25 protein-coding genes and 2 tRNA genes are annotated in these 26,833 nt (G+C 68.4%); 11 read left to right on the top strand and 16 right to left on the bottom strand.

What is annotated here, in order from left to right:
* Positions 1–48 precede the first annotated feature (48 nt).
* From thrC to argS, 4 genes are read right to left on the bottom strand one after another with little or no spacing between them, the layout of a single operon-like run.
* Positions 49–1,143: a threonine synthase gene (gene thrC / locus ACIHA7_RS31555; protein ID WP_397294520.1), complete on the bottom strand. Its 1,095-nt coding sequence runs from the start codon at positions 1,141–1,143 to the stop codon at positions 49–51.
* Positions 1,140–2,531, bottom strand: a complete 1,392-nt coding sequence (locus ACIHA7_RS31550; protein ID WP_397294519.1) for a homoserine dehydrogenase — start codon at positions 2,529–2,531, stop codon at positions 1,140–1,142. The genes thrC and ACIHA7_RS31550 overlap by 4 nt, the downstream gene beginning before the upstream one ends.
* A complete protein-coding gene (lysA, locus tag ACIHA7_RS31545; RefSeq protein ID WP_397294518.1) occupies positions 2,528–3,946 on the bottom strand; it encodes a diaminopimelate decarboxylase in 1,419 nt (472 codons plus the stop codon). Before lysA ends, ACIHA7_RS31550 begins: the two co-directional genes overlap by 4 nt.
* Before the next feature lie 46 nt (positions 3,947–3,992).
* Positions 3,993–5,651, bottom strand: a complete 1,659-nt coding sequence (gene argS / locus ACIHA7_RS31540) for an arginine--tRNA ligase (RefSeq protein ID WP_397294517.1) — start codon at positions 5,649–5,651, stop codon at positions 3,993–3,995.
* Positions 5,652–5,765: 114 nt separating this feature from the next.
* Here argS and ACIHA7_RS31535 point away from each other — a divergent pair, with 114 nt between their 5' ends.
* The 4 genes from ACIHA7_RS31535 to ACIHA7_RS31520 all read left to right on the top strand — a co-directional run bounded on the left by ACIHA7_RS31535 (position 5,766) and on the right by ACIHA7_RS31520 (position 8,316).
* On the top strand, positions 5,766–6,695 hold the full coding sequence (locus ACIHA7_RS31535; RefSeq protein ID WP_397294516.1) for a DUF3105 domain-containing protein: 930 nt from the start codon (positions 5,766–5,768) through the stop codon (positions 6,693–6,695).
* Entirely contained in the window at positions 6,695–7,405 is a 711-nt protein-coding gene (locus tag ACIHA7_RS31530) for a DUF305 domain-containing protein (RefSeq protein WP_397294515.1), read from the top strand. The genes ACIHA7_RS31535 and ACIHA7_RS31530 overlap by 1 nt, the downstream gene beginning before the upstream one ends.
* Before the next feature lie 95 nt (positions 7,406–7,500).
* Positions 7,501–7,576 (top strand) — tRNA-Arg (locus ACIHA7_RS31525).
* 197 nt (positions 7,577–7,773) lie between these two features.
* Positions 7,774–8,316: a TIGR03086 family metal-binding protein gene (locus tag ACIHA7_RS31520; RefSeq protein WP_397294514.1), complete on the top strand. Its 543-nt coding sequence runs from the start codon at positions 7,774–7,776 to the stop codon at positions 8,314–8,316.
* A gap of 5 nt (positions 8,317–8,321) precedes the next feature.
* On the opposite strand, the gene ACIHA7_RS31515 is transcribed toward ACIHA7_RS31520, so the two are convergent.
* Both ACIHA7_RS31515 and ACIHA7_RS31510 read right to left on the bottom strand, forming a co-directional pair.
* Positions 8,322–9,134 carry a lysostaphin resistance A-like protein gene (locus ACIHA7_RS31515; protein ID WP_397294513.1) on the bottom strand — a complete coding sequence of 271 codons (813 nt, stop codon included), beginning with the start codon at positions 9,132–9,134 and terminating at the stop codon, positions 8,322–8,324.
* Positions 9,135–9,251: 117 nt separating this feature from the next.
* Positions 9,252–9,623 carry a hypothetical protein gene (locus ACIHA7_RS31510; protein ID WP_397294512.1) on the bottom strand — a complete coding sequence of 124 codons (372 nt, stop codon included), beginning with the start codon at positions 9,621–9,623 and terminating at the stop codon, positions 9,252–9,254.
* Between the two features lie 253 nt (positions 9,624–9,876).
* Here ACIHA7_RS31510 and ACIHA7_RS31505 point away from each other — a divergent pair, with 253 nt between their 5' ends.
* From ACIHA7_RS31505 to ACIHA7_RS31485, 5 genes are all read left to right on the top strand, one after another.
* The gene (locus tag ACIHA7_RS31505) at positions 9,877–10,482 is read left to right on the top strand and encodes a hypothetical protein (protein WP_397294511.1); all 606 of its coding nucleotides are present in this window, start codon (positions 9,877–9,879) and stop codon (positions 10,480–10,482) included.
* A 194-nt stretch (positions 10,483–10,676) separates the two neighbouring features.
* Complete coding sequence (locus ACIHA7_RS31500; protein WP_397294510.1) at positions 10,677–12,035, top strand: metallophosphoesterase; 1,359 nt, start codon at positions 10,677–10,679, stop codon at positions 12,033–12,035.
* A gap of 119 nt (positions 12,036–12,154) precedes the next feature.
* On the top strand, positions 12,155–13,174 hold the full coding sequence (locus ACIHA7_RS31495) for an iron ABC transporter substrate-binding protein (RefSeq protein ID WP_397294509.1): 1,020 nt from the start codon (positions 12,155–12,157) through the stop codon (positions 13,172–13,174).
* The gene (locus ACIHA7_RS31490; protein WP_397294586.1) at positions 13,174–14,730 is read left to right on the top strand and encodes an ABC transporter permease; all 1,557 of its coding nucleotides are present in this window, start codon (positions 13,174–13,176) and stop codon (positions 14,728–14,730) included. The genes ACIHA7_RS31495 and ACIHA7_RS31490 overlap by 1 nt, the downstream gene beginning before the upstream one ends.
* A complete protein-coding gene (locus ACIHA7_RS31485; protein WP_397294508.1) occupies positions 14,727–15,788 on the top strand; it encodes an ABC transporter ATP-binding protein in 1,062 nt (353 codons plus the stop codon). The genes ACIHA7_RS31490 and ACIHA7_RS31485 overlap by 4 nt, the downstream gene beginning before the upstream one ends.
* Before the next feature lie 18 nt (positions 15,789–15,806).
* Here the strand turns inward: ACIHA7_RS31485 and ACIHA7_RS31480 are convergent.
* Positions 15,807–15,881 (bottom strand) — tRNA-Cys (locus ACIHA7_RS31480).
* A gap of 171 nt (positions 15,882–16,052) precedes the next feature.
* On the opposite strand from ACIHA7_RS31480, the gene ACIHA7_RS31475 reads away from it, so the two are divergent.
* Both ACIHA7_RS31475 and ACIHA7_RS31470 read left to right on the top strand, forming a co-directional pair.
* Positions 16,053–16,604, top strand: a complete 552-nt coding sequence (locus ACIHA7_RS31475) for a MarR family winged helix-turn-helix transcriptional regulator (RefSeq protein WP_397294507.1) — start codon at positions 16,053–16,055, stop codon at positions 16,602–16,604.
* A 126-nt stretch (positions 16,605–16,730) separates the two neighbouring features.
* A complete protein-coding gene (locus ACIHA7_RS31470; RefSeq protein WP_397294506.1) occupies positions 16,731–17,789 on the top strand; it encodes an Hsp70 family protein in 1,059 nt (352 codons plus the stop codon).
* Positions 17,790–17,842: 53 nt separating this feature from the next.
* Here ACIHA7_RS31470 and ACIHA7_RS31465 read toward each other — a convergent pair whose 3' ends face one another.
* The 9 genes from ACIHA7_RS31465 to ACIHA7_RS31425 form a co-directional block, all read right to left on the bottom strand.
* A complete protein-coding gene (locus tag ACIHA7_RS31465; protein ID WP_397294505.1) occupies positions 17,843–18,670 on the bottom strand; it encodes an enoyl-CoA hydratase in 828 nt (275 codons plus the stop codon).
* Positions 18,671–18,793: 123 nt separating this feature from the next.
* Positions 18,794–18,979, bottom strand: coding sequence for a DUF6374 family protein (locus ACIHA7_RS31460; RefSeq protein WP_147139531.1), 186 nt, complete (start codon positions 18,977–18,979; stop codon positions 18,794–18,796).
* Between the two features lie 76 nt (positions 18,980–19,055).
* Complete coding sequence (gene mmsB / locus ACIHA7_RS31455; RefSeq protein ID WP_397294504.1) at positions 19,056–19,955, bottom strand: 3-hydroxyisobutyrate dehydrogenase; 900 nt, start codon at positions 19,953–19,955, stop codon at positions 19,056–19,058.
* Positions 19,948–21,009, bottom strand: a complete 1,062-nt coding sequence (locus ACIHA7_RS31450; protein WP_397294503.1) for an enoyl-CoA hydratase/isomerase family protein — start codon at positions 21,007–21,009, stop codon at positions 19,948–19,950. The genes mmsB and ACIHA7_RS31450 overlap by 8 nt, the downstream gene beginning before the upstream one ends.
* Positions 21,006–22,145, bottom strand: a complete 1,140-nt coding sequence (locus ACIHA7_RS31445) for an acyl-CoA dehydrogenase family protein (RefSeq protein ID WP_397294502.1) — start codon at positions 22,143–22,145, stop codon at positions 21,006–21,008. Before ACIHA7_RS31445 ends, ACIHA7_RS31450 begins: the two co-directional genes overlap by 4 nt.
* A 3-nt stretch (positions 22,146–22,148) precedes the next feature.
* A complete protein-coding gene (locus ACIHA7_RS31440; protein ID WP_397294501.1) occupies positions 22,149–23,681 on the bottom strand; it encodes a CoA-acylating methylmalonate-semialdehyde dehydrogenase in 1,533 nt (510 codons plus the stop codon).
* Positions 23,682–23,837: 156 nt separating this feature from the next.
* Positions 23,838–24,809 (bottom strand): DUF2157 domain-containing protein, encoded by a 972-nt coding sequence (locus tag ACIHA7_RS31435; RefSeq protein ID WP_397294500.1) that lies wholly within the window; start codon positions 24,807–24,809, stop codon positions 23,838–23,840.
* A 209-nt stretch (positions 24,810–25,018) separates the two neighbouring features.
* The gene (locus ACIHA7_RS31430) at positions 25,019–25,972 is read right to left on the bottom strand and encodes a hypothetical protein (protein WP_397294499.1); all 954 of its coding nucleotides are present in this window, start codon (positions 25,970–25,972) and stop codon (positions 25,019–25,021) included.
* A 22-nt stretch (positions 25,973–25,994) separates the two neighbouring features.
* On the bottom strand, positions 25,995–26,810 hold the full coding sequence (locus ACIHA7_RS31425; RefSeq protein ID WP_397294498.1) for a hypothetical protein: 816 nt from the start codon (positions 26,808–26,810) through the stop codon (positions 25,995–25,997).
* Positions 26,811–26,833 lie beyond the last annotated feature (23 nt).

Raw genomic sequence — 26,833 nt, 5'->3', positions numbered from 1 at the left:
CTCGCGGCCCGTGGCCGCACCGACAGTTGGCCGTCGCGCGAATCCAACTCAGGCCAACTCTAGTTCGGCGGCGACCGCGACCGGGTCGACCGGAATGGCCTGTACCTGCGGCATTCCCAGCAGCGCGGTATCCGGGTCCTTGAGTCCGTTGCCGGTGACGGTGCACACGACGGTCAGGCCGGAGTCCAGCCAGCCCTCCTTGTGCGCGGCGAGCAGACCCGCCACGCTGGCCGCCGACGCGGGCTCGACGAACACGCCCTCGGTCGCCGCGACCAGGCGGTATGCCTCCAGGATCTCGTCGTCGGTGGCGGCACGGAAGGCGCCACCGGACTCCTCCTTGGCCGCCATCGCGCCGTTCCAGGACGCGGGCGCGCCGATCCGGATGGCCGTCGCGATGGTCTCCGGGTTGCTCACCGGGGCGCCGTTGACCAGCGGCGCGGCCCCCGCGGCCTGCACGCCGAGCATGCGCGGCAGCTGAGTGGTGATGCCGTCGGCGTAGTACTCGCGATAGCCGCGCCAGTACGCGGTGATGTTGCCCGCATTGCCCACCGGCAGCGCGTGCACGTCGGGCGCCTTGCCGAGCACATCGCAGATCTCGAACGACGCGGTCTTCTGCCCCTCGATACGGGCCGGGTTCACCGAGTTCACCAGGCCGATGCTCGGGAAGTCCGAGGTCACCTTGCGCGCCAGCTCGAGGCAGTCGTCGAAGTTGCCGTCCACCTGAATGATCTTGGCGCCGAGCATGACCGCCTGCGCCAGCTTGCCCATGGCGATCTTGCCCTGCGGGATCAGTACGGCACAGGTCATGCCTGCCCTGGTCGCGTAGGCCGCGGCGGATGCCGAGGTGTTGCCGGTGGAGGCGCACAGCACCGCCCGCTGGCCCTGGTACTTGGCGTCGGTGATCGCCACCGTCATGCCGCGGTCCTTGAACGAGCCGGTCGGGTTCAGCCCTTCGACCTTGAGATATACGTCACATCCGGTCAATTCGGACAGATGCGGCGCGGGCACCAGCGGCGTACCGCCCTCGTAGAGGGTGACCGGCTCCCACTCCGCCGCGCCCGCGATCCGATCGCGGTACGCCGCGATCAGACCAGGCCAGCGGGAGTGCACTCCTGCCTGCGGCGCCACGCCAGTCGTACTCATTCTTCGGTGCCTTCCAATCTCAGAACGCTTGTGATCGAGGTGACAGATTCCATTTCCGCCAAAGCGGCCACGGTGTCTGCGAGCGCTGATTCCACGGCGTGGTGGGTAACCACGACCAAGCGAGCACCCGTGCCGTGCCCCTCTTGGCGGACGGTCGAAATGCTCACCCCGTGCTTGGCGAACTCACCCGCCACCGCGGCCAGGACGCCTGGGCGGTCCGCTACCTGCAGGTTCACGTGGTAGCGGGTGGGTGTATCGCCGATCGGTGCGATCGGTAGCTCAGCATAAACCGATTCGCCTGGAGCGCGACCACCGTAGAACTTGTTGCGCGCGGCCATCACCAGATCGCCGAGCACCGCGGAGGCGGTCGGTGCGCCGCCCGCGCCCTGTCCGTAGAACATCAGCCTGCCCGCGTTCTCCGCCTCGACGACGACCGCGTTGAAGGCGCCGCTCACGGCGGCCAGCGGGTGCTTGCGCGGCACGAGCGCCGGGTAGACGCGCACCGAAACTCGCTCTTTACCGCCTTCGGCCACGGTGGGCTCGCCCGGCCCGGCGGCCACCCGCTCGCAGATGGCGAGCAGCTTGACCGTGCAGTTCAGCGCAGACGCGGTCTCCAGATCCTCGGCGCTGATCTTGGAGATGCCCTCGCGGAAGACGTCGGCGGCGGTCACCCTGGTGTGGAACGCGAGCGAGGCCAGGATGGCGGCCTTGGCGGCGGCGTCGTAGCCCTCCACGTCGGCGGTCGGGTCGGCCTCCGCGTAGCCGAGGCGGGTGGCCTCTTTCAGGGTGACCTCGTAGTCGGCGCCGGTCTCGTCCATCGCGGAGAGGATGAAGTTGGTGGTGCCGTTGACGATGCCGACGACCCGGTTGACGCGGTCACCGGCCAGCGACTGGATCAGCGGGCGGACCACCGGAATGGCACCCGCGACCGCGGCCTCGAAGTAGAGATCGGCGCGGTTGCGTTCGGCGGCCGCGGCGAGTTCGCCGGTGTAGTCGGCCAGCAGTGCCTTGTTCGCGGTCACCACGGATTTGCCCGCGTTCAGCGCGGCCAGGATGAGCCGGCGCGGCGGGTCGATGCCGCCGATCACCTCGACCACGATGTCGACGTCGTCGCGGGCGACCAGGGCGTCGGCGTCGGTGGTCAGCAGGTGCGCGGGCAGGCCGCGGTCGTTGTCGAGATTGCGGACGGCGACGCCGCGCAGCACCACCGGCGCACCGACGCGCGAGCGCAGGTCGTCGGAGTGATCACGCAGAATCCGCACGACCTCGGTGCCCACGTTGCCCATGCCGAGGACCGCGACGCCGATCGGCTGATCGCGCCCCCAGGTGTTCTGCGCGAGACCAGGCCCACCACCCTCGATGGAATCGCTATGCGATACAGCGTTCATTGCACCTCCAAGCTGAGCAGGTCCGCCACCGTTTCCCGGCGCAGAATGAGTCGCGGTTGTCCGTCACGCACCGCGACGACCGCAGGGCGGGTCAGCTGGTTGTATCGGCTGGACATCGAGTAGCAGTACGCGCCGGTCGCGGCGACGGCGACCAGATCGCCGGGGCCGACGTCGGCGGGCATCCAGGTGTCGCGGATGACGATATCGCCGCTCTCGCAATGCTTTCCGACGACCCGGGCGACCACGGGCGCGGCCTCGGAGGAGCGGGAGACCAGGCGGCAGTCGTAGTCGGCCTGGTACAGCGCCGGACGGATGTTGTCGCTCATGCCACCGTCGACGCTGATGTAGCGCCTGCGCAGGCCGCCGTCGAGCGAGACATCCTTGATGGTGCCGACCTCGTACAGGGTGACCGTGCCCGGCCCGGCGATGGCGCGCCCCGGCTCCACCGCGATCTTCGGCTGCGGCAGGCCGATGGCCACCGCCTCGGCGGCGACCAGGTCGAGCACCTTCGCGGCGAAATCGTCCAGCGGCGGCGGGTCATCGCTCGGCAAGTACGAAATGCCAAGCCCGCCACCGAGATCCAGCGTCGAGATCTGCGAGGTGCGGTCGACACCGAACTTGTCCACGGCGTCGTGCAGCAACCGCAGCATGCGGCGCGCGGCGATCTCGAAGCCGTCGATCTCGAAGATCTGCGAACCGATGTGGCTGTGCAGCCCGACCAGGCGCAGGTTGTCGGCGTCGAAGACGCGAGCCAGCGCCTCCATGGCGTCGCCGCCCGCGATCGAGAAACCGAACTTCTGATCCTCGTGCGCGGTCGAAATGTATTCGTGCGTATGAGCTTCCACGCCGACGGTGACCCGGACCAGCACGTCCTGCACCACCCCGGCGCGGCCCGCGATGGCCTCGAGACGCTCGATCTCGATCAGCGAGTCGACCACCACGTGGCCGACACCGGCGGCCACCGCGGCCTCCAGTTCGGTCGCCGATTTGTTGTTGCCGTGCAAAGCGATTCGCTCAGCGGGGAAGCCCGCGTGCAGCGCTACCGCGAGCTCGCCACCGGAGCAGACGTCCAGCGACAGGCCCTCGTCACGGATCCAGCGGGCGATCTCGCCGCACAGGAAAGCCTTGGACGCGTAGTGAACTCGCGCGTTGGTGCCGAACGCGCGCACCATGTCGCGGCAGCGCGAACGGAAGTCGTCCTCGTCGACCACGAACAGCGGGGTACCGAACTCGGCGGCCAGCTCGTGCACCGGCACACCGGCCAGCCGCACCACGCCGTCGTCGTCGCGGGAGGCGTTGCGCGGCCAGACGTTCGCGGGCAGATCGATCATCTGCTGCGGATCGCGCGGGCGCTCCGGCAGATTGGGGGCGTGTGGGATCTCGGCATGGCGAGGCCCGGCGGGGTGCGCACTCATGATAGGTCTTCCCTCCTGGCGCTCGTCTGAAAGTCGTTGTGCCCGTTCACATGCGCTCCGGTGCGCTGACGCCGAGCAGGGCGAGGCCGTTCGCGAGGACCTGACGGGTCGCGTTGACCAGCACCAGCCGGGCGGCGTTGGTGGGGCTGACGGGCTCGTCCCCCAGGGGCAGCACGCGCAGGTTCTTGTTGGTCTGGAAGCGGTGGTAGGTACCGGCCAGCTCCTCCAGGTAGCGCGCGACCCGGTGCGGCTCGCGCAGGCTCGCGGCGCTGGTCACCACGCGCGGGTACTCGCCGAGGGTGCGGATGAGTTCGCCCTCCTCGTCCGAGGTCAGCAGCGCGAGATCCGGGGTCACCTTGTCGTATTCGAACTCGGCGGCATTGCGCGCGATCGACGCGGTCCGCGCGTGCGCGTATTGCACGTAGTAGACCGGGTTCTCGCTGCTCTGGCTGGTCCACAGGTCCAGGTCGATGTCGATGCTGGAGTTCACCGAGGAGCGCACCAGCACGTACCGACCGGCATCGACGCCGATCGCCTCGACCAGATCCTCGAGGGTGACCACGGTGCCCGCGCGCTTGCTCATTTTCACGGCGACACCGTCTTTGAGCAGATTCACCATCTGCCCGATCAACACCTCGACGGTCGCCGGATCTTCGCCGGAGACCGACGCGATCGCCTTCAACCGACCGATATAGCCGTGGTGGTCGGCGCCGAGCATGTAAATGCAGAGATCGAAACCGCGGGCCCGCTTGTTCTGGAAGTAGGCGATATCGCCGGCGACATAAGCGGGCTTGCCGTCGCTTTTGATGACAACGCGATCCTGATCGTCACCGTATTCGGAACTGGCGATCCACCAGGCGCCGTCTTTTTGATAAAGATCACCGGATTCGGTCAGCTTCGCCACGGCCTGCTCGACCGCGCCGGACTCGAACAGCGAGCTCTCATTGAAGAAGACATCGAAGTCCGTGCCGAACTCGTGCAGCGACTGCCGAATCTGGGCGAACATCAGCTCGACGCCCTCGGCGCGGAACAGCTCCTGGCGCTGCTCCTCCGGCAGCGACAGCGCCTCCGGGTGCGCGGCCACGATCGTGCTCGCGATCTCGCCGATGTAGGCGCCCGCGTAGCCGTCGTCCGGGGTCGGCGCACCGGTGGCCGCCGCGACCAGTGACCTGGCGAACCGCTCGATCTGCGCGCCGTGATCGTTGAAGTAGTACTCGCGCACCACCTCAGCACCCTGGCTCGCCAGGATCCGGCCCAGCGCGTCGCCGACCGCGGCCCACCTGGTGCCGCCGAGATGCACCGGACCGGTCGGGTTGGCCGAGACGAACTCGAGGTTGATTCGGCGGCCCTTCAGCAGCTCCGAGCTGCCGTACGAAGTCCCGGCGGCGAGCACCTGCTCGACGATCGCGCCCTGCGCGGACGCGGCCAGCCGGATATTCAGGAAGCCGGGACCCGCGACCTCGGCGGAGGCCACCTCATCGGTGGAGCTCAGCGCGTCGGCGAGCCAGGTCGCCAGATCTCGCGGATTCGTACCTGCCTTTTTCGCGACCTTCATCGCCACATTCGTGGCATAGTCACCGTGTTCAGGGTTGCGGGGGCGCTCGACAGTGACCTCGTCGGGGAGTACCGCGGGGTCCAGTCCGCGTTCGACAAGCACCTTCGCCGCAGTGGCGCGAAGGAGATCTGCAAGGTCAGCTGGAGTCACGAGTCTCTATCCTATGGTCTTGGCGGGTGTACACCTCGAGTGGGCACTGCGCCGGAACCGTCCGCAACCCACAGCAGCCCGCGGATCCATCACGTCGAGAGAGCACAACGAGCGATGCCGAGCAGTCCCAGCGCCAAATCGGCCAAAGCCGCCGCCAAGTTATCCGGCTCCCGTAAAGGGGGCGGCCGAGGACAACTTCCCAAGAAAAATCGTCAGATCCCCTGGTTGGCCATCGGCGCGGCCGTAGTCATCATCGCACTGATCGGTGCGCTCGCCTACAGCCTGGTACCCAAGTACCAGGAGAAGGCCAGCCTGGAGAAGTACACACCCAGCGCGGAGCGCAAGGACCCCTCGGACTCGATCGAGGGCGTGGTCAAGAAGGAGTACCCGGCCGGGCTGCACATCGGCCCGAACCAGCGGGTCGCCTACGACCAGAGCCCCGCGTTCGGCGGACCGCACGACGCCTCCTGGGCCACCTGCACCGGCGTCGTCTACGACAAGCCGATCCGGATGGAGAACGCGGTGCACTCCCTCGAACACGGCGCGGTGTGGATCACCTACAACCCGGACAAGGTGGACGCCGCCGGTCTGGACTCGCTGAAGAGCAAGGTGCAGGGCAAGCCGTACTCGATGATGTCGCCGTACCCCGGCTTGGACACCCCCGTATCGCTGCAGTCCTGGGGACATCAGCTCAAGCTGGACAGCGCGCAGGACAAGCGCGTCGGCCAGTTCATCACGGCACTGCGCCTGAACAACTACACCTACCCGGAGGTCGGCGCGGACTGCTCGACCATCGCGTTCGACACCGACAATCCGCCGCCGTTCGACCCGACGCCGCCCGGACCGGACGCGGTGCCGATGGACGGCAAGGGATTGCAGCCGGACCCGTCGGAGATGCCGGGCGGGTTGCCTGGCGTGCCCGGCGTTCCCGGACTGCCGGGTCTGCCCGGCGCGCCGGTGCCCGGACAGCCGCGACCGGTGCCGGGTCAGCCCGCACCGGGTCAGCCCGCACCGGGTCAGCCCGCTCCGGGGGCAGGGCGCTAGTGGCCGCCGATGTCGAGCCGGACTCCACCGAGTCCGGCCTCGGTGCGCAGGTCCGTCGCCAGCGCACCGCACTGCTCGTCCTCGGCCTGATCGGGGCCATCCTGATCGGCGTCGCCCTCGGCACCTTGATCCGGCTGCCGCTCGACGGCGCGTCCGAACCGGACCCCGGCACCGTCGACGTCGGCTTCAACCAGGACATGTCGGCCCACCACGCACAGGCCGTCGAGATGGCAGGCGTCGTGCTGGTCCGCTCCGCCGACACCGACGTGCGCCGCCTCGCCTACGACATCATGACCACCCAGCAGAACCAGGTCGGTCGCATGCAGGGCTGGCTCCAGCTGTGGGGCGAACCCGCGCAGAGCATCGACGGCTACATGGGCTGGATGCACGAGCAGCCGACCGGCCACGGACACAACGGCGCCACCCAGACCGCGACCGGCCCCATGCCGACCATGCCCGGCATGGCCACCCCCGCCGATCTCGCCGCACTCCGCCAAGCCACCGGCCCCGAGCTCGACACCCTCTTCCTGCAGCTCATGCTGCGCCACCACCAGGGTGGTCTCCCGATGATCCGATACGCCGCCGAGCACGCCGAAACCACCGCCGTGCGCACCCTCGCCGAGACCATGGACCAAACCCAGCGCGGCGAGGCCCAACTCATCACCACCATGCTCACCGCCCGCGGCGCCACCCCCCTCCCGCAAAGCTGACCCGCCCTCGAACACCCTTTTTGGCCAACAGCACCCGATGCGATACGCTTTCCCCGCCCGATCGGCGGCCCCAGCCGCCGACCGACACCTATCCCGCCCTCGTAGCTCAGGGGATAGAGCGTCTGCCTCCGGAGCAGAAGGCCGCAGGTTCGAATCCTGCCGAGGGCACCACCGAGTAAGGCCCCTGATCAGCACTTCGCTGGCAGGGGCCTTACTTTTCGAAGCATCAAGTGCATCTTGATTTTTCAGCGAAACGGGTCCGAACTCGGGGCACCCGTTATTGGTGTCGAAGCTGCCGCGGCGGGGAACCGATCGCGAGGGAAGCCGAAACCGCGACAGCCGCGCACGACACGTCGTAATCTCGGCGAGTGACCGCTGCTATCGAGGATCTCGGGCGGGCCTTCGCCGCCGTCGCCGATCTACTCGCCGAGGTGCGGCCCGAGCAGTGGGCGGCGCCGACGCCGTGCAGCGAGTGGAATGTGCGGGACGTGGTGGAGCATCTGGTGACGGTCAACCTGAGCTTCACCGCCCAGCTGGAGAACGGCCCGCTGCCCCAGCGCGGCGCGGACCTGCTCGGTGACAACCCGATCGGGGCTTACCGCGGCTCGGCGGCGTCGTTGCTGAACGCGCTCGACCGCACCGGGGTGCGCGAGCGAACCGAGTCCGGTCCGCTGGCCGAACAATTACAACTTCGATTGGCCGACCTGATCACCCATGGCTGGGACCTCACGCAGGCCACCGGGATCCCGGTCGCGTTACCCGACGAATTCGCCGAACGATCCCTGACTTTCATTCAGCAGCAACTCGCCCTCCGGCCACGGGGCACTCAGTTCGCCGAGGCACAACCCGTCGACGACACCGCGTCCGCACTGGACCGGCTCGCCGCCTTCGCAGGCCGGACGATCGGCTGAGCCGATCAGCTCTGCCGTTGTTTGCGCGCGCGCAGCCAGAGCACGAGTGCGGTGCTCGTAAAGGGGATGACAACGAATGCCAATTCGATGATCGCTCTGTCGGGATCGTCGAGATCCAGGTAGTCCCATTTGCCGGCGAGGAACTGGGTGGTCAGCTGGAAGGCGGCGTGAAATCCTATACAGGCCCAGAGGTTTCCGGTGGTGGCGCGAAGTGCGCCCTGCACGGCGGAGAACGCGAAGAAGAACAGGGCACGCTCCAGGGAGCCCGCGGCGCCGATCAGCACGCCCCATGCCGTGAACAGCGCCGCCTGTCCGAGGACGGTGGCGGCGGTCGGCCAACGTTCGCGCAGGTTGGCGAAGAAATATCCGCGGAAGATGAGTTCCTCGGGGAAAGCCTCGTACAGCAGCACCAGGGCGAGGAGTGCGAGCATCGCCACCAAGGTCTGCGGTATCGGCGCGCGCACGGTGAGCTCGGCCCAGCCGAACCAGATCATCACGGCCGCGGACAAGAAGGCGGGAATGCCCCAGCATGCGGCACCGAAAAGAAAAGCGCGCCACCCACGTCCGACCGGCGACAATTCCAAACCGGACCAAGGGCGACGATCGAGGAATTGGCGCGCCACATAGATCAACGGCACCGTGCCGAGCGTCGCGCCGACCGCAATCGCCACATGGCGGCCCCGGCTGTACTCCGCGCCGAACACCATGTCCGCCCCGCGATACAGCAGCAACCACCAGACCGTCACCGCGACGAAAACTATGACCGTCCGGACCACCAACGCAGGCCGATCATGCTCGGGATTCGCGGAAAAAGCCATGTCGCGACCGTATCCCGCACTTCGAGCGGTGCACATCCTACGAAATGGTGACTCCGGCCCGATAGCACCGCCGTCGAAGGGGCGTAATGCCGTCCGCCGTTTTGTTCGCGATGTCGTTCAGGCGCAGCTGAATTGGAAGGCCGCCGTCTGCGTGGCGTCCGGGATAACGTCCACCTTGACCGAGGTCGTGCTCTTCGGTTCGCAGCCGGAAACCGAGGTGAACTGCGCCAGATAGCAACCGGGTGCGAGATCGGCGGCCGCGGTGCCGTCTGGCCCGGTGGTCAGCGTGGTGAGTATCGGCCCCGCGGCGCACGTGGTGACACCGATCCGAACGCCGGCGACGGCGGCCGGTTCAGCCCCGGTGGTTGCCGCCTGCACCCGCAGCACTCCATGCCCGGCAGGTGCCGGGTCGGCTCCGGCGCTTCCCGCGCCCTGCGCGATTGCCAGCAAACCCACCCCGAAAACGGACATGCCGATCAATCTGCGCATTCGAATCTCCCTCTGCACGAACAAATATGGGCGGTTATCCGGCAAATATAGATCCGCCGACGGTTCGCCCGGCGTCGGGACACGCAATGCCCGCTCGACCTTCGTGCTGTCCGGATCCGCAGGACAGTGCGCCCGCCACGAACGACAGGCCGCGACACGGGTCGATGCGCCGGTCAGCGCCCTTTCCGCGCGACCGGACACAGGGTTGCCGTAACCTTCGAGAAAGCCGAAGGGGGCTGACGGAGGCGAGACGATGACTTATCCGCCGGGCGGGCAGCCGCCGCAGCAGGAACCGCAGTATCCACCGCAGCCCGAGCAGCCCACGTCCTATCCGCCACCGCCGGATTACCCGCAGGCCGGATATCCGCCGCCGGGCCCGCCCGCCGGCGGTCAACCCTCACGCAAAAGCAAGATCGGCCTGATCGTCGCACTGGCGGCGGTGATATTGCTCGCACTCGGCGGCGCGGTGGTGCTCGGCGCCGTGTTGACGGCGCAGGGCAAGGGCCCGCTCGCCTCCGATGGGAAGCGGGTCGAGGTGGCCATTCGCGACTTCTACGACACGCTGGAGTCCAAGGGCTTCCGCGCGGCCGCGGCCAAGGCGTGCGCGGCCGACCGAGCCGAGTTCGACGCGCTGCCCGAGGAGCAGAAGCAGGAGTTCGAGTCGGCGACGGTCGCGGTGAACATCGATAAGATCGAAAATATCGCGATCGACGGTGAGGTCGCGACCGCACACATTCTCGGCACGCTCACGCTGGAAGTGCCGGGTCAGGCCCCCGACACCGACACCAGCACCACCGAACACCTGAAGAAGGAAGACGGTAAGTGGAAGGTCTGCGCCGCGAGCTCGCCCAAGAATTGACCCCGCGCCTCGCCGATGAGTGAGGCGATGTCCATCGCGTACGACGAGACCGCACGCCCGCGCGGCGCGGTCCTGCGCGAGACATCGCGCGCCACGCGTATGACGCAGTCGAGCACCGACCGGATGGCGTCGTGAGCGAGCCGAACGCAGGCGCGCCGTGCTGCGGCCCGTCCAGGCGAACCGTCCTCGGTGCCATGGCTCTTGCGACCCTGCTGCCGTTAGCACGCCCGAGTTCGGCTCGGGCTCAACCACATCCGCTGATCGCCACCGACTTAGAAGTGGTCACGATCACCGACCGATCGGTGATCATCACCTGGACAACGGTCACACCCGATGCCGCCGGACGACTGACGCCGGTGGACGCCGACGCCGAAGTTCGTCTGGGCCCTGCTGATTCGTCCCGCGCCCCGGTCCCCGTACACGCCGACGCGCAGCCGACACCGTTCCACTACGCCGAAATCGACGGCCTCGAACCCGGCCGCACCTACCGCTTCGAGGCGTGGTCCAGTGGCGTGCGCGCGATTCCCGCGCTCTCGCTGACCACCCTCAGCCCAGGAACTCCCGAATCCACCGGCGAATTCACCACCTTGGTGCCACCGCCGGGCCGCCCACTGCAAACCCTCGCCCTCGCCAACGACGTGCACTACGGCGAGCAGGTCAGCGGCCTGCTGATCGCCGACGTGCCACCCGGCGTGCGTCAGGACATCCCGCCGTACCCCGAGGTGATGCTGGCCGCCGTGCTCGACGATCTGCGCCGACCCGACCGCGGCGCCGCGCGACTTCTGATCGCGGGCGACCTCACCAACGAGGCGTCGCTGAAAGACGCGCGCGACGTGCGCGCCCACCTCGACACCTGGGGCACACTCGGAACCGACTACTTCGTCGTGCGCGGCAACCACGATCGCCCCCATGTCGGCCCGGCCTACGCGAGCTGCCTGCCCGCACCCGCCGACCACCACGACTGCTGGGCCGAGGCGTTCATCCCCCGCCAGCAATTGATCGAGCACGAGACCGGCGGCCTGCGACTACTCGGCCTGGACACCAGCGAACTCGACGGCTCCGGCGGCACCATCGACCGCCCCCAATTCGACCTGCTCGCCGAGCGACTGCGCGCCGACCCCGACCGGCCCACCCTGGTCTTCGGCCACCACCCGGTCACCGTCGAGTCGGGCTTCACCAATCTCGCGGGCCCGGGATTCGTCCTCAACGGCCGCGACAGCGCCGAACTCCAAGCGCTGTACACCCGCTCCCCCGGCGTTTTCCTGCACCACAGCGGACATACCCACCGAAATCGCCGCACTCGTCCCGACGCCGCGTGTGCCGTCGAATTCCTGGAAGTGGCCGCGGTGAAGGAATATCCGGGCGGATACAGCCTGCTCCGCCTGTACGAAGGCGGTTACATGCTGAACTTCTACAAAACCCGCACCGAGGCGGCCCGCCGTTGGAGCGCGACCACCAGGTCCGAATACTTCGGCCTACTCCCGGATTACACGCTCGGCACCACCGCCGACCGTAATCACCTTGTCCTGCGGGATTTCTCGGGCCTGCGCTGACCGACCGGAAATATCGGAAACGCCGCGGCCGGACCGATATCATCCGCGCACGTCGGACGCGGTATGTTGCTTAGGTAAGCCTCATCAACATGAGGAATTCCAGCGGAAGGACCGAACCGATGCCTGTCGGATGGAAAACGATCTCCGGAGTACTGGCCGTCACGGTAGCGGCGCTCGGCCTACAGGCATGCTCGAATTCGTCGGATGATACGCAAGAGATCACGGTCTACAACGCCCAGCACGAATCGCTCACCAAGGAATGGGTGGCCGCATTCACCAAAGAGACCGGCATCAAGGTCACGCTCCGGCAGGGCGGTGATACCGCGCTGGGCAACCAGCTCGTCGCCGAAGGCGCCGCGTCACCCGCCGACGTATTCCTCACCGAGAATTCGCCCGCCATGGCACTGGTGGAGAACGCGGGCCTGTTCGCCGACGTGGACAAGGCGACGTTGGATCAGGTGCCCGCGCAGTTCCGCCCGTCCACCGGCAAGTGGACCGGAGTCGCCGCGCGCTCAACGGTTTTCGTCTACAACAAGGACAAGGTGGCGGCCGACCAGCTGCCCGCCTCGCTGCTCGACCTCGCGCAGCCGCAGTGGAAGGGCCGCTGGGGCGCGGGCGTCTCGGGCGCCGACTTCCAGGCCATCGTGGCCGCCCTGCTCGCGCTGAAGGGTGAGGACGCGACCCGCGCCTGGCTGAAGGGCATGAAGGAGAACGCCACGCCGTTCCCGAACAATGTGGCCACCATGAAGGCGGTCGACGCGGGCAACCCGGACGGCGGCGTGATCTACCACTACTACTGGTACCGCGACCAGGCCAAGACCAAGGAGAGCAGCAGCCACACCGCGCTGCACTACTTCAAGAAGCAGGACCCCGGCGCCTTCGTCAGCATCTCCGGTGGTGGCGTGCTGAAGTCGAGCAAGAAGCAGGAGTCGGCGCAGAAGTTCCTGGCGTTCATCACCGGCAAGGCGGGCCAGGAGGTGCTGCGCGACGGCGACTCGATGGAGTACCCGGTGGCCAGTGCCGTGGCCGCCAACCCGGCGCTGCCACCGCTGGCGGACCTGCAGGCGCCCCCCGTTGATCCGTCCAAGCTCGACGCCAAGAAGGTCACCGCGCTGATGACCGAGGCGGGCCTGCTCTAATCGTGGCCGTCCGGACCGCTGTCGCCTCGTCCCGGGTCGGTCGACCCGGACCCTTCGTCACGACCGTCGCCCTGCTGCTGGTGGCGGCGACGTTCGTGCCGCTGGGCTACATCGTGTCCGAGATCTTCTCTACCGGGCTGGGCCAAGCCGCGGATCTGGTGTTCCGCCCGAGAGTCGGTGAGCTGCTGCGGAATACGGCCGGCCTGGTGGTGTGCACCGTACCGATCTGTGTGGTGCTCGGAGTCGGCCTGGCCTGGGTGGTCGAACGCACCGACGTGCCAGGGAAGGCTTGGTGGGGGCCGCTCTTCGCGGCACCGCTCGCGGTTCCCGCGTTCGTGAACAGCTACGCCTGGGTCAGCGCCTTCCCCACCATGCACGGCCTGTCGGCCGGGGTGGTCATCTCCACCATGTCGTACTTCCCGCTGGTGTATCTGCCCGCCGCGGCCACACTGCGCCGCCTCGATCCCGCGGTGGAGGAATCCGCGCGGGCGCTCGGGTCGGGGCCGGTGGCGGTGTTCGCGCGAATCGTGTTGCCGCAGTTGCGGTTGGCCATTCTCGGCGGCGGGCTGCTGATCGCCCTGCACCTGCTCGCCGAGTACGGCGCGTTCGTCATGGTCCGCTTCGACACCTTCACCACCGCGATCTTCGAGCAGTACCAGTCCAGTTTCGCCGGCCCGGCGGGCAGCATGCTCGCGGGTGTACTGGTGCTCTGCTGTCTGGTGCTGCTGGCGGGTGAGGCGGCGGTGCGCGGGCGCAGCCGCTACGCCAGAGTCGGCAGCGGCGCACCGCGCGCCAGCGCCCGGTTCCGCCTCGGTACCAGCACGATTCCGGTGCTGGCCGCGCTCGCCCTGGTGACCGCCGGTGCGCTCGGCGTTCCGCTGTGGACCATCGGGCGCTGGCTGCGCATCGGCGGCGCGCAGGTATGGGACTTCGCCGAGCTCGGCGCGGCGCTCGGGCAGACCATCGCGCTGGCCGCGGTGGCCGCCCTGCTCACCACGCTGTGCGCCTTCCCGGTCGCCTGGATCGCGGTGCGCTCCACCTCGGTATTCGCCCGAATGGTGGAGGGGGCCAACTACATCACCAGTTCACTGCCCGGCATCGTCATCGCGCTGGCCATGGTGACGGTGACCATCCGCTGGGCTCCGCCGCTCTACCAGACCGCGACCATGGTGGTCGCCGCCTACGTGCTGCTGTTCCTGCCCCGCGCGCTGGTCAGCGTGCGGGCCGGGCTCGCGCAGGTGCCGATCGGGTTGGAAGAAGTCTCCAGGTCGCTCGGCAAGTCCGGTCCGGTCACCTTCGCCCGAATCACCCTGCGGCTCACCGCCCCCGCCGCGGCCGCCGCCGGTGCGCTGGTCTTCGTCGCCGTCGCGACCGAACTGACCGCGACATTGCTGTTGGCGCCCAACGGGACTCGCACGCTGGCCATGCGGTTCTGGTCGCTGTCCGGCGAATTGGATTACGCGGCCGCCGCGCCCTACGCCCTGATCATGATCGTCGCGGCGGTGCCGGTGACCTATCTGCTGTTCACCCAATCGCGGAAGGCGGCCGGAGTATGAGTGAGCTTGTCGTTGCCGAGGTGTCGAAGACGTTCGGTCACCATCGGGTGCTCGGTGGGATCACCCTCACGGTGCCGGACCGGACCTCGACCGCGGTGGTCGGCTCCTCCGGCTGCGGCAAGACCACGCTGCTGCGGGTGATCGCCGGGTTCGAGGCGCCGGACGCGGGATCGGTCGCGATCGGCTCGGAAACCGTTGCCCGCGATCGGTTCTCGGTGCCGCCCCAGCGGCGCAACATCGGTTATGTCGCCCAGGACGGCGCGCTGTTCCCGCACCTGACCGTCGGCCAGAACATCGCCTACGGGCTGCGCGGCGGCTTCCACGGCAGGCGCAACGGAAAACACCGCGTCGACGAACTCCTCGACATGGTCTCGCTGGATCCGTCCTACGCCGAGCGGCGCCCGCACCAACTCTCCGGCGGACAGCAGCAGCGCGTCGCGCTGGCCCGCGCCCTCGCCCGCAAGCCGGAGGTGATGCTGCTGGACGAGCCGTTCAGCGCGCTCGATGCCGGCCTGCGCGCCACCACCAGGCAGGCCGTCGCCGACACCCTGCGCGCGGCGGGCATGACCAGCATCCTGGTCACCCACGATCAGGAGGAGGCACTGTGCTTCGCCGAGCAGGTCGCGGTGATGCGCGACGGCCGGTTCACTCAGGTCGGCGCGCCGGAGGAGGTCTACGCCGCGCCGAAGGACCTGTTCACCGCGCGCTTCCTCGGTGACTGCGTGCTGCTCGACGCGGTGGTGGACGACGACGTGGCGAAGTGCGTGCTCGGCCGGGTTCCCGTGCAGAAGGGGGCGCCGACCGGCCGGGTCACCATCATGGTTCGCCCGGAACAGCTTGTCGCCCACGAGGTTTCGACGGGCGAGCCGGACAGCGGGGTGGTCCGCGATGTCGAGTTCCGCGGTGCCGACGTGATGCTCACCATCGCACTGGACGGCCGCGGTGACGCGGTACGGGTGCGCCGGGCCAGCGTGGCGGCACCGGCCGCGGGCCGGCGCGTACGGCTCGAGGTGCTCGGTTCGGCCGTGGCATATGCCGAACCGAGCGTTGCCGCCTGAGGCGACCCTCGAACCCGATGGAGCGAGCGGCGGGAATTGAACCCGCGTAAACGGCTTTGCAGACCGTTGCCTCAACCACTCAGCCACGCCCGCCTCACGATTGATAGTGCCGTGCGCGAGCTCCCGGACACACCGTTGCGCTCAGTCTGATTCGAAGCAGCGGGCACCCGACGTCGATCCGAAATCGGGCTGGCCCGATTCGCAGCACCGGCCTCGATTCCGAGCATGCGGCCCGATTCCCAGCACGCATGGAATGATCGGAGCATGTCTCGGCCACGCCCGCTTCCGCTCGACCCGATCGAGGAGGCCCATCGCCAGTGGGTCGACCACGGCTGGGGGGATGTGGCCGACGGCATGGCCGCGGTGACCTCGCTGGTGCGTGCCCAGCAAATCGTGATGGCCAGGGTGGACGAGGCGCTGAAACCAACCGGTTTGACCTTCTCCCGGTACGAACTGCTCATGCTGCTGAACTTCAGCAAGACCGGTGCGCTGCCGATGGCCAAGGCCAGCGCCCGGCTGCAGGTACACCCGACCAGCGTGACCAACACGGTGGACCGGCTGGAGGCGGCGAAGCTGGTCGAGCGCGTGCCGCACCCCACCGACCGGCGCGCAACACTGATCGAGATCACCGCCGACGGAAGGGAATTGGTCGCGCAGGCGACCGAGGAACTCAACACGAAGGTCTTCGCCCTTCCCGGCCTCGCGCCGGATCGGCTGCACACGCTGCTGCAGTTACTGGCGGAATTCCGACACGCCGCAGGGGACTTCGACACCGGTGGCGAGCAAGCCCGCTGGTCCACGAGCCCGCCCGAATGAGACAGACGTACTGGACGGTTCAATACACCCCCTGATCGACCATGGGGTAACGGTCCGGCATCCAACTAGCGAATTTCCCGCCCCGTCGCCTTGGCAGCGGGCCCAAAAGGGTTCACCATGTAAACCATGGTGCTGGTCTTGGGGGTATCGGCGGGCGCTGGTGGCGCGCGCGCGATGCTGACACACTCCGATCAGCCGCACCTCCCGCCGATCGACCGCTGCGAGGTGCCGCGACGCGCAGGCGGCGGCGTCGAGGAACCCGTTTTCGAGGCCATCCGGCAGATGCGCGCCGCCGCCGACCGGCGCGACGAATTGGTCACCGGAACCGCGGTGACCTGCCGCTGCACCATGCACGCCGATGCCATCCGGACCGCAGCTGGCCGCAACCGCCTCACCATCGTCGACGAACCGCTCGCCCAACTGCGCTATCTGCGCTTCACGGGCCAATTGCCGGACGAGGGCACGGTGCTGCTCTACGACCTCGGCACGTCCGGGCTGACCATCACCCACGCCGACTGCCACAACGACGCCATCCTGGCCGGTAAACGCAGCACGGTGCTCGGCGGCGACGGCTACGACGCGCTGCTGCGCTGGCAGCTCGCCCGCGGCGGCGTGCTCACCGACAAGCTCACCAGCCGCAGGCATCGGGAGGCGCTGAGCAGCGAGCGGGTGGTCACCGCGATCGACCCCATCTCCGGCGACCGCGAGGTGGTCACCCGCAGTGACCTGGCCGAACTGTGCGCGGCGAGCATCCATCACTCGGCCTCGTTCGTGCGTCAGCTCATCGAGGAGAGCGGCGTACAGCCCGACGCGATGGTGCTGCTCGGCGGCTGTACCCGCAGCCCGAGCATCCGCGAGGAGCTCGCGGAGCTGATCGACCTGCCGATCATCTACGACCCGGAACCCGACTACGTCTCGGCCCGCGGCGCGGTGCTGCTCGCCGCGGAGCGACACAGCGGTGACGTGCGGATGCCGCGGGTGCGGGCGGGTGCGGCGCTGTCCGCCTCGCTGGCGCACGGCGCGGTCGACCGCCGCAAGCTGATCGCCGCGGTCGCGGTGACCGCGGCGCTCGGCGCGACGATCGCGGGAATCCTTGCCATGGACAACTCTTCGGCCGAACCCACCCACGGTGTCCCGCCGACGCCGATGGACATCGTCGGACCCTCGTCGTCGAGCTTCGGCTAGGGCGTCGAGTTCTCCCGGTTAAGTGGACAACTATTCTGCCGGGCGAACGCGGATCAGCGGTTGGTGAACTTCGCGGGACGCTTCTCGACGAAGGCGGTCATGCCTTCCTTCTGATCGTCGATCGCGAAGAGCGAGTGGAATACTCGCCGTTCGAAGCGCAGGCCCTCGGCGAGGGTGGTTTCGAAGGAGCGGTTGACCGACTCCTTCGCGATCATGGTGACCGGCAAGGACATCGCGGCGATCGTCTCGGCGACCTCGAGCGCGGTGTCGAGCAGGTCGGCGGCGGGCACGATGCGCGACACCAGCCCGGCGCGCTCGGCCTCCTCGGCGTCCATATTGCGACCGGTGAGCACCAGGTCCATCGCCTTGGCCTTGCCGACCGCGCGGGTGAGCCGCTGCGAGCCGCCGATGCCGGGGATGACGCCGAGCTTGATCTCCGGCTGCCCGAACTTCGCGGTGTCCGCCGCGATCAGGATGTCGCAGATCATGGCCAGCTCACAGCCGCCGCCGAGGGCGTACCCGGCCACCGCGGCGATGGTCGGCTTGCGGAATTGGGCGAGCCGATCCCAGCGCGCGAAGTAGTCGTTGAGGAACATGTCCATATACGACTTCGGCTGCATCTCCTTGATGTCGGCGCCTGCCGCGAACGCGCGCTCCGAGCCGGTGATGACCACGGCCCCGACCTCGTCGTCGCGCTCCAGTTCGTCGAGCGCGGCGATGACATCGTCGAGGACCTGGGCATTGAGTGCGTTGAGCGCCTTCGGGCGGTTCAGCGTGATCCAGCCGACCCGGCCCTTACGCTCCAGCAGAATCGTCTCGAAATCGGGCCCGCCCGTCGCCCGGCCGCCGCCCCTCATCGAATCGCTACGCGATGCATCCATCTTTTAGGCACCTTCTACGTCGGGGTGGTCAGGAATATCGGTGACGATACAGGAAAGGGGTATTTCACCCTTTCCGCAACGTCCCTACCGTGTCTTGAAGTTGTTGCACTACAACGCAATTGCTTATCCGGGCCCATTCCGGTCGCTCGTCAGTTCCTGGAAGACGCGCAACCCCTCGGCGATCTTCCCGGCCGCGTGCTCGAGCTGCTCGGGCGGCAGGTACTTGCCGAACGCGGCCGCGTCGAGCAGCTGGTCACGGACCTGTTCGAGGTTCATCCTGGCCCAGTCCTGGCGGGAGAGTGGAGACACGGCCCGAACAATACCTCGAGTCGAACGCATGTTCGAGACGTGTCAACATTCGCGTCGCCGTCGATTCGACGCGACCTCAGGCGTCCGCGTTCGGGCCGGCGCTGCGTTCCCGGATCTCGGTGACGATGGCCGAGAAGTCGCGGCCGCCGGACGACTCGTTGAACCGGCTGTAGATCTCCGCGGCGAGCAGACCGAGCTGACCGTCGATGCCGTTCTCGCGCAACGCGTTCGCGGCCAGCCCCAGATCCTTGTTCATCAGGGCGGTCGCGAAACCCGGCTGATAGTCGTTGTTGGCTGGGCTGGTCGGCACCGGGCCGGGGACCGGACAGTAGCTGGTCAGCGCCCAACTCTGGCCCGACGCGGTGGAGACGACGTCGAAGAACGACTGGTGGGTCAGGCCGAGCTGCTCGCCGAGGACCAGGGCTTCGGAGAGGCCGATCATCGAGATGCCGAGCAGCATGTTGTTGCAGATCTTGGCGGCCTGGCCGACGCCGGAGCCACCGCAGTGCACCACCTTGCCGCCCATCACCTCGAGCAACGGCAGCGCGTCGGCGAAGTCCTCGGCCCCGCCGCCGACCATGAAGGTCAGCGTGCCCGCCGCCGCGCCAGCGACCCCGCCGGAGACCGGGGCGTCCAGCGCGCGATGGCCCGCGCCGATGGCGAGCACCGCGGCCGACTTGGCGTCGGCCACGTCGATGGTGGAGCAGTCGATGAACAGGGTGCCGGGCTTGGCTGCAGGCAGCAGTTCGGCGTACACGTCGAGGACGAGTTTTCCGTTGGGCAGCATGGTGATCACCACACCGGCGTCCGCCACCTCCGCCGCCGTACCAACAACGGTGGCGCCGTCCTCGGCGGCCCGCTGCTGCGCGGCGGGCACCGGATCGTAGGCCAGCACTTCATATCCGGCCTTGACGAGGTTCGCCGCCATCGGCGCACCCATGTGGCCGAGTCCGAGGAATCCGATCTTTTCAGTCATTGCTCACCAAACCCAGTTCCTGATCGCCCAATTCGGCGAAGTATGCGGCTACCTGTGCGGTGGTGACGTCGGCGAGCGTCGCCGGCGACCACCGCGGGTTGCGGTCCTTGTCGATCACCTGCGCGCGGATACCCTCCACCAGGTCGGCCGAGGCCAGCGCCGCGATGGAGACCCGGTACTCCTCGTTCAACACCGCCTCCAGGTTCGGCGCGGACCGCGCCGAACGCAACGACCGCAGCGTGACCTTCAGCGCGACCGGTGATTTCGTGAGGATATCGGCGGCGGCCCTGGCCGCCTCCGGTGCCTCGTGCGCCTGCAGCCTGGCCACGATTTCCTCGACGGTGTCTGCGCCGTAGCAGGCGTCGATCCAGTCCTGCTGGGCGAGCAGGCCGGAAGCCGGTGCGGCCGAGGCGAACTTGGCGATCGCGATCTCCGCCGTCTCGGTACGCAGCGTATCCAGCAGCGCCGGTAGATGTTCGGAGGTGATGTAGTAGTCGGCGAAGCCCGCCGCGATGGCGTCGCCCGCGGTCATCCGGGCGGTGGTGAGCGCGACGTGCGTGCCGAGCTCGCCCGGCGTGCGCGAAAGCAGGTAGGTGCCACCGACATCCGGGATGAACCCGATACCGACCTCGGGCATGCCGATCTTGGACCGCTCGGTGACGATCCGGTGACTGCCGTGACCGGACAGGCCGACACCGCCGCCCATCACGATGCCGTCCATCACCACCACATAGGGCTTCGGGTAGCGGCCGATCAGCGCGTTGAGCACGTACTCGTCCCGCCAGAAGCGCCCGGTCGGCGAATCCGCGCCCGCGGCACCGCCGGTCGCGTCCGTGTGGATGGCGACGATGTCGCCGCCCGCGCACAGGCCGCGCTCCCCCGCCCCGGTGACGACTACGGTGCGGACCTCGTCGTCGGCGGCCCAGGCGTGCAGCGCCTCGGTGATGGCCAGTGCCATCGCGTGATTCAGCGCGTTGATGGCCTTGGGCCGGTTCAGCGTGATGAGCCCGAGCCCATCGCGTTTCTCGATCAGAACTTCGGGTTCGCTGCTCATGCCGCTCCTACCACCGCGCGGGCGACGACCACCCGCATGATTTCGTTGGTGCCTTCGAGGATCTGGTGTACCCGCAGATCCCGGACGATCTTCTCCAGGCCGTATTCGGCCAGGTAACCGTAGCCGCCGTGCAGTTGCAGCGCCTTGTTGGCGACCTCGAAGCCCGCGTCGGTGGCGAATCGCTTCGCCATGGCGCACAACTCGACCTTGTCCGGCGCGTCGGCGTCGAGCGCCGCCGCGGCCCGCCACAGCAGCGTGCGGGCGGCCTCCAACTCGGTCCGCATATCGGCGAGCTGGAACCGCAACGCGTCGTTCTTCAGCAGTGGTGCGCCGAACGCGCTGCGCTGCGCCAGATACGGCACCGTCTTGTCCAACGCCGCCTGCGCGCCGCCGACCGAGCAGGCGGCGATATTCAGCCGTCCGCCGTTGAGGCCGTTCATCGCGATGCGGAAGCCGTCGCCCTCGGCGCCGAGCAGGTTGGCCGCCGGAACCCTGGCGTCTTCGAAGATCACCTGGCGGGTGGGCTGGGCGTGCCAGCCCATCTTTCGCTCGTTGGCGCCGACGGAGACACCCGGCGTATCGGCGGGCACGACGAACGCCGAAATACCGCGCGCGCCAGGGCTTCCTGTGCGGGCCATGACCACGTACACGTCGGTGGCGCCCGCGCCGGAGATGAATTGCTTCGCGCCGTTGAAGATGTAGTCGTCGCCGTCGCGGACGGCCTTGGTGCTCAAGGCCGCCGCGTCCGAGCCGACACCGGGCTCGGTCAGCGCGTAGCTCGCCAGCAGTTCCATCGCCGTCAGCCGCGGCAGCCAGCGCCGGCGCTGGGCGTCGTCGCCGTAGCTGTCGATCATCCAGGTCGCCATGTTGTGGATGGAGATGTAGGCCGCGATGGCCGGGCATCCGGTGGCGAGCTGCTCGAAGATGCGCACGGCGTCGAGCCTGCGCAGACCCGAGCCGCCGACGTCCTCCTGGACGTAGATGCCGCCGAGCCCGAGCGGGCCCGCCTTGCGCAGCACATCGACCGGAAAGTGTTTCTGCTCATCCCATTCCAGCGCGTTCGGCGCGAGGAACTCGTCGGCGAAGCCGCGGGCGGTGTCGCTGATCGCTTTCTCGTCGTCGTCGAGGATGAACATTCGTCAGTCCATCGTCGGGATGACGAACGCGTTGGGAGTGGAGCTTGCGGAAGGACCCGCAGGCCCAAGCTCCTTCATCCCGGAAGGCCAGCGCTGCGTGACGGTCTTCGTCTTGGTGTAGAAGCGGAACGAGTCCGGGCCGTGCTGGTTAAGGTCGCCGAAGCCGGAGCGCTTCCAGCCGCCGAAGGTGTAGTACGCGATCGGCACCGGGATCGGGACATTGATGCCGACCATGCCCACCTGCACGCGGGCGGCGAAGTCACGGGCGGTGTCGCCGTCGCGGGTGAAAATCGCGACGCCGTTGCCGTATTCGTGCTCGTTGGCCAGGCGCAGACCCTCCTCGTAGTCCTTGGCCCGCACCACGGTCAGCACCGGACCGAAGATCTCCTCCCGGTAGATCCGCATCTCGGGGGTGACCTTGTCGAAAAGTGTTGCGCCGACGAAGTATCCGTTTTCGGCGCCCGCGACGGTCACGCCGCGGCCGTCGACCACCAGCTCGGCCCCCTCATCGATGCCGATCTGGACGTAGTTGTGCACCCGGTCGACGCCGTCCTTGCCGACGAGCGGGCCGTAGTCGGCGCCGGGGTCGTCGGAGCGGCCGATGTTGAGCTTGTGCACCCGCTCGGTGAGCTTGGCCAGCAGGCGGTCCGCGGTCTCCTCGCCGACCGGCACGGCCACCGAAATGGCCATGCAGCGTTCACCCGCGGAGCCGTAACCGGCGCCGATCAACTGGTCGGCGACGTCGTCGAGGTCGGCGTCCGGCATGACGATCGCGTGGTTCTTGGCACCGCCGAAGCACTGGGCGCGCTTGCCGTTCGCGGTCGCGGTCTCGTAGATGTACTGCGCGATCGGGGTGGAGCCGACGAAGCCGACGGCCTTGATCCTCGGGTCGTGCAGCAGCGCGTCGACGGCCACCTTGTCGCCGTGGACCACGTTGAACACCCCCGGCGGCAGGCCGGCCTCGAGGAACAGTTCGGCAAGCCGCAGCGGCACGGAGGGGTCGCGCTCGGACGGCTTGAGCACGAACGCGTTTCCGGTGGCCAGCGCCGGGCCCGCCTTCCACAGCGGGATCATTGCCGGGAAGTTGAACGGGGTGATGCCCGCGACGACGCCGAGCGGCTGGCGCATCGAGTAGACGTCGATGCCGGTGCCCGCGCTCTCGGTGTACTCGCCCTTGAGCAGGTGCGGTGCGCCGACGGCGAACTCGATCACCTCGAGGCCGCGCTGGATATCGCCCTTCGCGTCGGCGATGGTCTTGCCGTGCTCCGAGGAGAGCAGTGCCGCAAGCGAATCCATCTCGTCCTGTACCAGCGTCAGGAACCGCATCAGCACCCTGGCCCGCTTCTGCGGGTTGAACGCGGCCCACACCGGCTGCGCCGCTTCGGCATTCGCGATGACGGCCTGCACCTCGGCCGTGCTCGCCAGCGGCACCCTGGCCTGCACCTGGCCGAGATTCGGGTCGAAGACGTCACCGAAGTTGCCGGAGGTACCCGCGACGTGTTGCCCGCCGATGAAGTGAGTGAGTTCGCGAACCATGCCAGTCCTGTTCTGGTAGCCGACCGTGACACCGCAGCGCGGTATGCGGTCATCCTATAGTTGGACGTCCACGTATCTAGGGAGTGTGATTCATCCCACGTCGCGCGGTCCCCCGCGCACTCGATCCAGCAGGGGTTTCAGCGGGTTTACGAGACTTCAGGAGCGGGTCGGCCCGACCGCGGTCTGATCGGACGGCTTCGGCGACCTGATGAGCACGTACGAACCCACGCCGAGCGCCACGGCGCCGATCACGAGCACTGCGACGGCTACGGCGAGGACGCTGTCGGTCCACTGCGTCACCGCCTGCCCGGTAGCCAAGGCGACCGCGAGACCGCCACCGATCACGAGCACCGTCGAACGCTGCTGCGCGAACAGCACGAAGCAGACGGCGGCCACCAGCGCGCTGAGCAAGAAGGCCCATGGGCGATGGTCCGAGTCGACGACGACCGCGCCGACCAGCGCGATCCCGATCGCGATCGCGTATCCCAGCCAGGTTTCGACGAACACGCCGATCCTGCTGAGCGCGAACCATACTCCGCCGACCACGAGCATGCCGAAGCCTACCCAGAGGTCGCCGACACCGAACATTTCGTCCAGCGCCACCGGGATCGCCGACGCGCTGAAGATGCCGCAGGCGAGCATGCCGATCACCGAGGGAATGGCGATATAGCCGAGCACGGCGGCGATCAGTCCGGCGAGCGCGGCCCAGGACCCCGCGTCCGCGGAGCCGTTTTCCAGCGCCGTGCCCACGGCCCCCGTCACCGAACCGGCGGCGAGCGCCAGCAAAGCCCCGGCGAGCCGGATCCGGGAGCCGTGCGGATCCCGGTCGAACAACTTGGCCGGCCCGCCGACCACGGCGATCGCGCCGAGGACGAGCCCGATCGATACGGCGATCAGCAGCGCAACCTGCGCACCGCGCGCAAGATCGTCCCACGACGCACCGATCACCAGTGCAATGCCGCAGAACACCAGCCCGGCGCCGATGTACGCCGCGATCTCGGCCAGAATCTTCCCGCGCGGGCGCGGCTCGTGCGCGGCCAATGCGCCCATCACTGCCTCGAACTGCGCTTCGGTCAGCACACCCTGCTCGACCAGCTTCCGCACAGCCAACCTCTGGTGTGTCGCCATCGCCCCATTATGTCCGGCCGCTGACCCACCCACCGGAGATCCTCGATACGTCGCGCCACCCCGCGCACTGTCTGTTCAGCGACTCCGCGCTCGAGGCACCACGATGCCCGGGCACCGTGTCGACGACCCCGATTGTGGGACAGCGGGGTTCGACACGGTGCCGGGGCGACAAGCAACCCGGTGATCGGGCCGCTCCTGGTTCGGCGGGGTCAGGACTCGGGGCCGAGCTCCACCACGGTGCCGGGGTGCGCGAGCGAGGCCACCGTGATGTGGCCACCCTTTGCCTGGTCGATGATCTGACCTTGCCAGGCCACGAAGCAGGAGGCGATCTCGCTGTTGTAGGCGCGGGTGAGGATGGGGGCCAGCACCTTGGCGATTTCGCCCTCGGCCGCGATCAGCTGATCACGATAAGGGCCGTAGTACGGCAGGATTGCTTGCAGGACAACCGCTTCCACACCTTGCACCTGGGTGATGAACGGGTCGATCGCCGGCTGGTACCGGGCGAGGACCGGGGCTACCTCGGCGAGCACCGGGCCAGCCAGCTGCAGGATCGGCTGGTAGACCGAGCCGAGGGCGAAGGCTTCCGAGGAGAACGGCCCAGCCAGCGGAGCCAATCCGATCAGCGAGGCGAGACCACCCTGCTGCTTCGGCGCGGGCCAGCCGAGCGGGCAGGCGGGCTGCGCCGGGAGCGGGGCGGCGGCGAACGGGTTCGCACCGCCCGCGCCGCTGAGCGGAACGGAACTGTTCGGCGTGCCGCCGAGCGGGACCGAGCTGTTCGGCGCGCCCGCACCCAGTGGGACAGAGCCGTTCGGCGCACCGGCACCCTGTGGGACAGAGCCGTTCGGCGCGCCCGCACCGGGGTTGATGGCGACGGCGGCAGGCGCACCGCCCGAACCGAGCGGTACCGACGCGGCGGGCGCCGGGCCGCCCGACGCAGGCGCGGCCGGTGCGGGTGCAGGCGCCGAGGTGTCCGCCGGAACCGAGGGCGCGGCGGGTCGTGCGGCGGCGGCCGGTTGTTCCTGGGTGATCACCACGCTGGTGACCTCGTCGTCCTGATCGACCGTCAGCGCGGTGACCGCGACGGCGCTGCCGATGACCGTCAGCGCGGCCACCGCGCGGATGGCACCGGCGAGCGCAGGCCGGGTCGTCGTGCGAGAACTCATCGGACCGTACTCCTTCTGATGTCTATTTGACCGGTGCCGCAGGCGAATTCGGTGCGGCCGCGGTGGGTTCGAATACGCCCTCCAGGTGCCAGACGCCGGTGAACCCGTTGAACGGGCCGCCGACGATGAGGCTGGTCCACTGCAGGGTGAACTTGCGGGTCTTCGCGTCGTAGGTGCCGGTGGCCGAGGGGCCCTGGGCGGCATCGGCGGTGGGCTTGTCGAACCATTGCTTGGCGACCCAGTCCCAGACCTTCTGCACCTGTTCGGCGCCCGCCACCTGCGCGTCCTGCTTCTCCGGCGGTTTCGGTGCGCCCTGATTGAACTCCTGGTCGTTCCAGGAAGCGGCCCAGGCGGACAGGTCGGCGGTCAGCTTGCCGCCGTCGTTCGTCACCGTCGGCGGCGGCACCCGGCGTTGGGTCTGCGGGTCCACCGGATTGGTGGAGATGCCGAACTCGACGGCGAAGAACTTGGTCGGCTTGGTGATCGACGCGGACAGCGAATTCCCCTGTGCGAACCCGGGCTTCGGCTCGCTCTGGTATCCGCCGATGCGCAGGCCGCCCGCCGTGCCCGGCTCGAGCAACGTGGTCGACCCGCCCTGCGCGGGAGAATCACCGTTGGGCATGTAGGGGCCCTGCTCCGGCGTGCCGCCCGGCTGCACCATCCGGAACCAGGTACCGGCGACGCTGTCCCCGGACACCGAACCCGGTGTGAATCGCAGCAATCCGACCAGCGGCTCGGGCCCACTCGACGTCGGCGCGTCGGCGCCGCCGGAACAGCCGGACACCACCAACGCCAGTGCAGCCAGCACGGTCGCGGCGATCATCTTGCGTTGGCTCATGCCGGATCCCCTTCTACGTTCGG

This window comes from Nocardia sp. NPDC052316 (genome assembly GCF_044547795.1).
In the GTDB taxonomy this organism is placed as follows: Bacteria; Actinomycetota; Actinomycetes; order Mycobacteriales; family Mycobacteriaceae; genus Nocardia.
Note: the sequence above shows the minus strand (reverse complement) of the source record. Positions and strands in the feature narration are given on the sequence as shown.